The sequence below is a fragment of the Albidovulum denitrificans genome, from assembly GCF_002973535.1.
Classification (GTDB): domain Bacteria; phylum Pseudomonadota; class Alphaproteobacteria; order Rhodobacterales; family Rhodobacteraceae; genus Albidovulum; species Albidovulum denitrificans.
Genome location: NZ_PVEP01000020.1, coordinates 1 through 5,959 on the forward strand (window position 1 = coordinate 1; position 5,959 = coordinate 5,959).

Below are 5,959 nucleotides of genomic sequence, written 5' to 3' on the forward strand. Positions count from 1 at the left end.
AGGTCGTCTTCGACTTCGGCGGCGGCGATACGCTGACCTTGCAGGGCGTCTCAAGCCTCACCGGCCTCGACAGCCTCGTATTCGCGTATTGAGGGGCGCCTCGCGCCCTGCGCATGGGGGCGGGATGCGGGTTTCACGAGGGGAGGGCGGCCTCACGCAGGGGCTGCGCCTGACATCGGCGCCGGTCGGACAGGCCTGGGCCGCTGCCCCGGCCCTCGCCACCAAGGACCCTCAACTGACGCAGTTTGAGGCGAGGCCGCAAAGCCCAACCTTTTCCCTTGCCCCCCACCGCCGCCTCCCTTATAGGGACGCATCCTGCGAGTCCGGGCAACCGGATTCGCTCGGCTATCATTGACTCCACCGGGCTGAAGGCAACCCGTCCACGGGCCTTCCGGTGATGTTGAAAGGGAAAAAGGCGATATGAACGCCCAGGAACTGAAGACCAAGTCGCCCGACCAGCTTCGTGATGAGCTTGTCGCGCTCAAGAAGGAGGCGTTCAACCTCCGCTTCCAGCAGGCCAGCGGCCAGCTTGAGAACACCGCCCGCATGCGCGCCGTCCGCCGTGACGTCGCCCGCATCCAGACGGTCCTGAACCAGAAAGCCGCTGAAGCGGCGGCGAACTGAGGAAACATCCATGCCCAAACGTATCCTGCAAGGCACCGTGACCTCGGACAAGAACGACCAGACGATCACCGTCCTGGTCGAGCGTCGCTTCAAGCACCCGCTTCTGCACAAGACGGTGCGGAAGTCGAAGAAATACCGCGCCCATGACGCGGAGAACAAATTCAAGGTTGGCGACATTGTCCGCATCGAGGAATGCGCGCCGATCTCGAAGACGAAACGCTGGACCGTGGTGACCGACGCAACCGCGTAAGTCACCCCGGACCAGTTCCATCGAAACCCTGGGGCCGCAGAATAGGGCCGGTCCCCAAAGGTCGGGAGAAACCAAATGATCCAGATGCAGACCAATCTGGATGTCGCTGACAACTCCGGTGCCCGGAAAGTTCAGTGCATCAAGGTTCTGGGTGGTTCCCACCGTCGCTATGCCAGCGTCGGCGACATCATCGTGGTGTCGGTCAAGGAAGCCATCCCGCGCGGTCGCGTGAAGAAGGGCGACGTCCGCAAGGCCGTCGTCGTGCGCACCGCCAAGGAAGTCCGTCGCGAGGACGGCACCTCCATCCGCTTCGATCGCAACGCCGCCGTCATCCTGAACAACCAGGGTGAGCCGGTCGGCACGCGTATCTTCGGCCCGGTCGTCCGCGAGCTCCGCGCCAAGAACTTCATGAAGATCATCTCGCTCGCGCCGGAGGTGCTGTGATGGCCGCGAAACTCCGTAAAGGCGACAAGGTCGTCGTCCTTGCCGGCAAGGACAAGGGCAAGCAGGGCGAGATCACGTCCGTCGATCCGAAGGCCGGCAAGGCCGTGGTCGATGGCGTCAATATCGCCATCCGTCACCAGCGCCAGACCCAGTCGAACCAGGGCGGCCGGCAGCCGAAGGCGATGCCGATCGAGCTGTCGAACCTCGCGCTCATGGACAAGAACGGCAAGGCCACCCGCGTCGGCTTCCGCATGGACGGCGACAAGAAGGTGCGTTTCGCCAAGACCACGGGAGACGTGATCTGATGCTGGACGCTGCGACCTATACCCCGCGCCTGAAGGCGCATTACCTCTCGTCCATCCGGGCCGCCCTCAAGGAAGAGTTCGGCTACAAGAACGAGATGCAGATCCCGAAGCTCGACAAGATCGTCCTGAACATGGGCGTCGGCGAGGCCGTGAAGGATACCAAGAAGGTCAAGCAGGCCGCCGAGGAGCTGTCGCTCATCGCCGGTCAGAAGGCCGTCATCAACAAGGCCAAGAAGTCCATCGCGGGCTTCCGCGTGCGTGAAGAGATGCCGCTTGGCACCAAGGTCACGCTGCGCGGCGATCGGATGTACGAATTCCTCGACCGCCTCATCAACATCGCGCTCCCGCGCGTCCGCGACTTCCGCGGCGTCAAGGGTTCGTCGTTCGATGGCCGCGGCAACTACGCGATGGGCCTGAAGGAACACATCGTGTTCCCCGAGATTGAGTTCGACAAGGTCGACGAGGTTCTCGGCATGGACATCATCATCTGCACCACCGCGCCGACCGACGCGGAAGCGAAGGCGCTGTTGAAGCAATTCAACATGCCCTTCACCAGCTGATCCGCGGAGGAACGAGAATATGGCTAAGAAATCCATGGTGAACCGCGAAGTGAAGCGCGCCAAGCTGGTCAAGCAATATGCGGCCAAGCGCGCGGCACTGAAGGCGATCATCGAAGACCAGTCGCTGCCGATGGAAGAGCGTTTCAAGGCGACGCTGAAACTGGCTGAACTGCCCCGCAACTCCTCGGCCACGCGGATCCACAACCGCTGCCAGCTGACGGGCCGTCCGCACGCCTATTACCGCAAACTCAAGCTCAGCCGTATCATGCTGCGCGATCTCGCCTCGATGGGCCAGATCCCCGGCATGGTCAAGTCGAGCTGGTAAGGAGGACCGAGATATGTCGATGAACGATCCTCTCGGCGATATGCTGACCCGCATCCGCAACGCCCAGCTGCGCGGCCGTTCGACCGTCCGCACGCCGGCCTCCAAGCTTCGCGCCTGGGTTCTGGACGTGCTGAAGGACGAAGGCTACATCCGCGGCTACGAGGCCGCGACCTCGGCCGACGGCAAGCCGGAGCTTGAGATCAGCCTGAAATACTTCGAAGGCACGCCGGTGATCCGCGAGATCAAGCGCGTCTCGAAGCCGGGCCGCCGCGTCTATGCCGGCGCGAAAGAAGTGCCGGCGGTCCGTCAGGGCCTCGGTGTCTCCATCGTCTCCACGCCCAAGGGCGTGATGTCGGATGCAGCCGCACGTTCCGCCAATGTTGGCGGCGAAGTGCTCTGCACCGTGTTCTAAGGAGGGTTCGATGTCCCGTATTGGCAAAAGACCCGTCGAAGTCCCGTCCGGCGTTACCGCCACGATCAACGGTCAGCATGTGGAAGTGAAGGGGCCGAAAGGCACCCTCGCGTTCACCGCGACCGACGATGTGACGATCGCGCAGGAAGGCAATGAAATCTCGGTGAAACCGCGTGGCACCTCCAAACGGGCGCGTCAGCAATGGGGCATGTCGCGCTCCATGGTGGCGAACCTGGTTCAGGGCGTGACGCAGGGCTTCAAGAAGGAACTTGAGATCAACGGCGTCGGCTACCGCGCGCAGATGCAGGGCAAGGTCCTGAAACTGTCGCTCGGCTACAGCCACGAAGTGAATTTCGAGGTCCCCGAGGGCGTGACCGTCACGACCCCGAAGCAGACCGAAATCGTTGTGGAAGGCATTGATCCCCAGCTTGTGGGCCAGGTCGCGGCGAATATCCGCGAATGGCGCCAGCCGGAGCCCTACAAGGGCAAGGGCATCAAGTACAAGGATGAGTACATCTTCCGCAAGGAAGGCAAGAAGAAGTAAGGAACGCGAAAATGGCAAACAGCAAACGGGAACTGTTCCTCAAGCGCCGCCTGCGCGTTCGGAACAAGCTGCGGAAACTGGCCGACGGGCGCGCGCGCCTCTCGGTCCACCGCTCGTCCAAGAACATCAGCGTTCAGCTGATCGACGACGTCAAGGGCGTGACGCTCGCCTCGGCCTCCAGCCTCGAGAAGGATCTGGGTGTTGTCGGCAAGAACAACGTCGAAGCGGCGAAGAAGATCGGCGCCGCGATCGCCGAACGGGCGAAGAAGGCCGGTGTCGAGGAATGCTACTTCGACCGTGGCGGCTTTCTTTTCCACGGCAAGATCAAGGCCTTGGCCGATGCCGCGCGTGAAGGCGGGCTGAAGTTCTAAGACCTGAGGGCGGTGCCTTGTGCCGCCCCGATGATCCGGGTCCCCGGTCTGTCCGGGGACACCAGGATCGGCCCCAACGGCGCCAGGCGCGCCACCATTGAAGGAATGCCTGATGGCAGAACGTGATAACCGCCGGGAGCGCCGCGAGCGCGAGGAAACCCCGGAATTCGCCGATCGTCTCGTCGCGATCAACCGCGTGTCCAAGACCGTGAAGGGTGGTAAGCGCTTCGGCTTCGCCGCGCTTGTGGTGGTCGGTGACCAGCGCGGCCGCGTCGGCTTTGGCAAGGGCAAGGCCAAGGAAGTGCCGGAAGCGATCCGCAAGGCGACCGAGCAGGCGAAACGCTCGCTCGTCCGCGTGCCGCTGAAGGATGGCCGCACGCTGCACCACGACATCGAGGGCCGCCACGGTGCGGGCCGTGTGGTGATGCGGACGGCGCCGGCCGGTACCGGGATCATCGCCGGTGGTCCGATGCGCGCCGTGTTCGAGATGCTGGGCGTTCAGGACGTCGTCGCCAAGTCGCTCGGCACCCAGAACCCCTACAACATGATCCGTGCCACGCTGGACGGTCTGAAGCAGGAAGCCAGCCCCCGCATGGTCGCGCAGCGCCGCGGCAAGAAGGTGGCCGACATCCTGAAGAAGCCGGAAACCGAGGCCGCCGCCGAAACGGCGGAAGCGTAAGGAGACCGGACCATGGCCAAAAAAACCATTGTCGTCAAACAGATCGCCTCGCCCGCCCGTCGCCCCGCCATCCAGGCCGCGACGCTGAAGGGCCTTGGCCTTGGCAAGATCAACCGCACCCGCGAGCTTGAGGATACGCCCGCCGTGCGCGGCATGGTCAACAAGATCCCGCATCTGGTGACCATCGTCGAAGAGCGCGGCTGAGCCCGCTGCGAGACCGGAAATCAAACACGCGCCCCGCGATCCGTTCGCGGGGCGTTTTTCTTTGGTTCGGGTGGTCGGGGATGCGTCGGGATGCCGTAGGGCGCGCGTAGGGGCTTTGTCGCTACAGCCGTCGGGCGGGGCGGGCTTCATCCGTCGTTAACCCCTCGGGCGGCAGGCGGTGGTGCGACGCGGCGAGAGAGACGGTTCGGCATCGCCGCATGGGGCGAGCGGCACAAACGAAACCGTCCAGTGGACGGTTTCAGCCGCGAACAGGCGGAGCCTAGGGCAAGATGCCGATCACATCCGGGACGAGGCCGATTTTTCGGCACATGTCCGGTATTGTTGGATCAATCCGGTCAAGCACGGGTTCGTCGGGCGGGCAGTGGATTGGCCGTATTCGTCGGTTCACCATTCGGGGGGGGCGAACCAGAATTGTCGCACGCGTTGACTGACGGGGTGTTGAGTCTTTCTCGCACCATTCAGAGGAAAACTAGCTGCAGGACGGTCGCGAACTGCAATTGTGAATAGCAGAATCTTAGGATCCATCGCATATATAGTCGAACATGGTCGCGCCGAGGCAATCGGTGGATTGAAGCAAAGGAGGCAAGACATGGTGGAAAGAAAATCCGCGCTCAAGCGGGCGCCCGTGCGTCCTGAGTTGGACGCACTTATCGAGAAAGCTAAGCTCCATGTCGTGACGGATGAGGAACTGAAGGCGCAACGTGCTAGTTTCGTTTACGGAAATGCACCAGAGGGTTCACGTATCACTCGTGAATCAGCGGCCGCCTCGGTGGACCGACTAAGGGTCTTGAAGGTTCCTGCCTGAGGGGTGCCGAAAGTGTTCATTCTGGAGGAAGAAAATCCTGACTTGTATGATCGGATTCAGGAGCAGAACCTTAATCGCCAGTATGAACTGTTGACCTGACCTGCTCCCCTGAAAAGTCCTCGATTTGAGGTTAGCCTGTTCTCCAACTGAGGAGACAGACGATGAAGAGATCACGGTTCAGCGAAGCGCAGATCATTGGTATTCTGAAGGAGCATCAGGCGGGCATGAGCGCGCCGGATCTGTGCCGCAAGCACGGGATCAGCGACGCGACTTTCTACAACTGGCGGCGCAAGTATGGCGGCATGGAGGTCGCCGATGCGAAGCGGCTGAAGGCGCTCGAAGCCGAGAACACGAAGCTCAAGAAGATGTTGGCCGAGCAGATGATGGATGTGGCGACACTGAAAGAGATGCTCGG

Annotated in this window: 13 protein-coding genes; all 13 read left to right on the plus strand. The window is 62.3% G+C overall.

Going from position 1 to position 5,959, the window contains the following annotated elements; all coding sequences use genetic code 11:
* Positions 1 to 420 precede the first annotated feature (420 nt).
* On the plus strand, positions 421 to 624 hold the full coding sequence (gene rpmC, locus LX70_RS20250; RefSeq protein WP_105516608.1) for a 50S ribosomal protein L29: 204 nt from the start codon (positions 421 to 423) through the stop codon (positions 622 to 624).
* Positions 625 to 634: 10 nt separating this feature from the next.
* Positions 635 to 874 (plus strand): 30S ribosomal protein S17, encoded by a 240-nt coding sequence (rpsQ, locus tag LX70_RS20255; RefSeq protein ID WP_105516609.1) that lies wholly within the window; start codon positions 635 to 637, stop codon positions 872 to 874.
* Positions 875 to 949: 75 nt separating this feature from the next.
* The gene (gene rplN, locus LX70_RS20260; RefSeq protein ID WP_105516610.1) at positions 950 to 1,318 is read left to right on the plus strand and encodes a 50S ribosomal protein L14; all 369 of its coding nucleotides are present in this window, start codon (positions 950 to 952) and stop codon (positions 1,316 to 1,318) included.
* Positions 1,318 to 1,623, plus strand: a complete 306-nt coding sequence (rplX, locus tag LX70_RS20265) for a 50S ribosomal protein L24 (protein ID WP_105516611.1) — start codon at positions 1,318 to 1,320, stop codon at positions 1,621 to 1,623. The genes rplN and rplX overlap by 1 nt, the downstream gene beginning before the upstream one ends.
* A complete protein-coding gene (gene rplE, locus LX70_RS20270; RefSeq protein ID WP_105516612.1) occupies positions 1,623 to 2,183 on the plus strand; it encodes a 50S ribosomal protein L5 in 561 nt (186 codons plus the stop codon). Before rplX ends, rplE begins: the two co-directional genes overlap by 1 nt.
* Positions 2,184 to 2,202: 19 nt before the next feature.
* Positions 2,203 to 2,508: a 30S ribosomal protein S14 gene (rpsN, locus tag LX70_RS20275; RefSeq protein WP_105516613.1), complete on the plus strand. Its 306-nt coding sequence runs from the start codon at positions 2,203 to 2,205 to the stop codon at positions 2,506 to 2,508.
* Positions 2,509 to 2,521: 13 nt separating this feature from the next.
* Positions 2,522 to 2,920: a 30S ribosomal protein S8 gene (gene rpsH, locus LX70_RS20280; protein ID WP_211301765.1), complete on the plus strand. Its 399-nt coding sequence runs from the start codon at positions 2,522 to 2,524 to the stop codon at positions 2,918 to 2,920.
* A 10-nt stretch (positions 2,921 to 2,930) separates the two neighbouring features.
* Positions 2,931 to 3,464 carry a 50S ribosomal protein L6 gene (gene rplF, locus LX70_RS20285; protein WP_105516614.1) on the plus strand — a complete coding sequence of 178 codons (534 nt, stop codon included), beginning with the start codon at positions 2,931 to 2,933 and terminating at the stop codon, positions 3,462 to 3,464.
* A gap of 11 nt (positions 3,465 to 3,475) precedes the next feature.
* Positions 3,476 to 3,835: a 50S ribosomal protein L18 gene (rplR, locus tag LX70_RS20290; RefSeq protein ID WP_105516615.1), complete on the plus strand. Its 360-nt coding sequence runs from the start codon at positions 3,476 to 3,478 to the stop codon at positions 3,833 to 3,835.
* Positions 3,836 to 3,947: 112 nt separating this feature from the next.
* Complete coding sequence (rpsE, locus tag LX70_RS20295) at positions 3,948 to 4,514, plus strand: 30S ribosomal protein S5 (protein WP_105516616.1); 567 nt, start codon at positions 3,948 to 3,950, stop codon at positions 4,512 to 4,514.
* A 12-nt stretch (positions 4,515 to 4,526) separates the two neighbouring features.
* On the plus strand, positions 4,527 to 4,718 hold the full coding sequence (gene rpmD, locus LX70_RS20300) for a 50S ribosomal protein L30 (protein WP_105516617.1): 192 nt from the start codon (positions 4,527 to 4,529) through the stop codon (positions 4,716 to 4,718).
* A 610-nt stretch (positions 4,719 to 5,328) separates the two neighbouring features.
* On the plus strand, positions 5,329 to 5,544 hold the full coding sequence (locus LX70_RS20310) for a hypothetical protein (protein ID WP_211301766.1): 216 nt from the start codon (positions 5,329 to 5,331) through the stop codon (positions 5,542 to 5,544).
* A gap of 161 nt (positions 5,545 to 5,705) precedes the next feature.
* A partial coding sequence (locus LX70_RS20320; RefSeq protein WP_146111689.1) for a transposase occupies positions 5,706 to 5,959 on the plus strand: 254 nt, incomplete at its 3' end.

Bases quoted from the DNA above. Each gene is read 5' to 3' on its own strand.
- rpsQ (WP_105516609.1), top strand. From the start codon at position 635: ATGCCCAAACGTATCCTGCAAGGCACCGTGACCTCGGACAAGAACGAC.
- rplX (WP_105516611.1), top strand. From the start codon at position 1,318: ATGGCCGCGAAACTCCGTAAAGGCGACAAGGTCGTCGTCCTTGCCGGC.
- LX70_RS20310 (WP_211301766.1), top strand. From the start codon at position 5,329: ATGGTGGAAAGAAAATCCGCGCTCAAGCGGGCGCCCGTGCGTCCTGAG.
- rpmD (WP_105516617.1), top strand. From the start codon at position 4,527: ATGGCCAAAAAAACCATTGTCGTCAAACAGATCGCCTCGCCCGCCCGT.
- rplE (WP_105516612.1), top strand. From the start codon at position 1,623: ATGCTGGACGCTGCGACCTATACCCCGCGCCTGAAGGCGCATTACCTC.
- rplN (WP_105516610.1), top strand. From the start codon at position 950: ATGATCCAGATGCAGACCAATCTGGATGTCGCTGACAACTCCGGTGCC.
- rpsN (WP_105516613.1), top strand. From the start codon at position 2,203: ATGGCTAAGAAATCCATGGTGAACCGCGAAGTGAAGCGCGCCAAGCTG.
- rplR (WP_105516615.1), top strand. From the start codon at position 3,476: ATGGCAAACAGCAAACGGGAACTGTTCCTCAAGCGCCGCCTGCGCGTT.
- rpsH (WP_211301765.1), top strand. From the start codon at position 2,522: ATGTCGATGAACGATCCTCTCGGCGATATGCTGACCCGCATCCGCAAC.
- rpmC (WP_105516608.1), top strand. From the start codon at position 421: ATGAACGCCCAGGAACTGAAGACCAAGTCGCCCGACCAGCTTCGTGAT.
- rplF (WP_105516614.1), top strand. From the start codon at position 2,931: ATGTCCCGTATTGGCAAAAGACCCGTCGAAGTCCCGTCCGGCGTTACC.
- rpsE (WP_105516616.1), top strand. From the start codon at position 3,948: ATGGCAGAACGTGATAACCGCCGGGAGCGCCGCGAGCGCGAGGAAACC.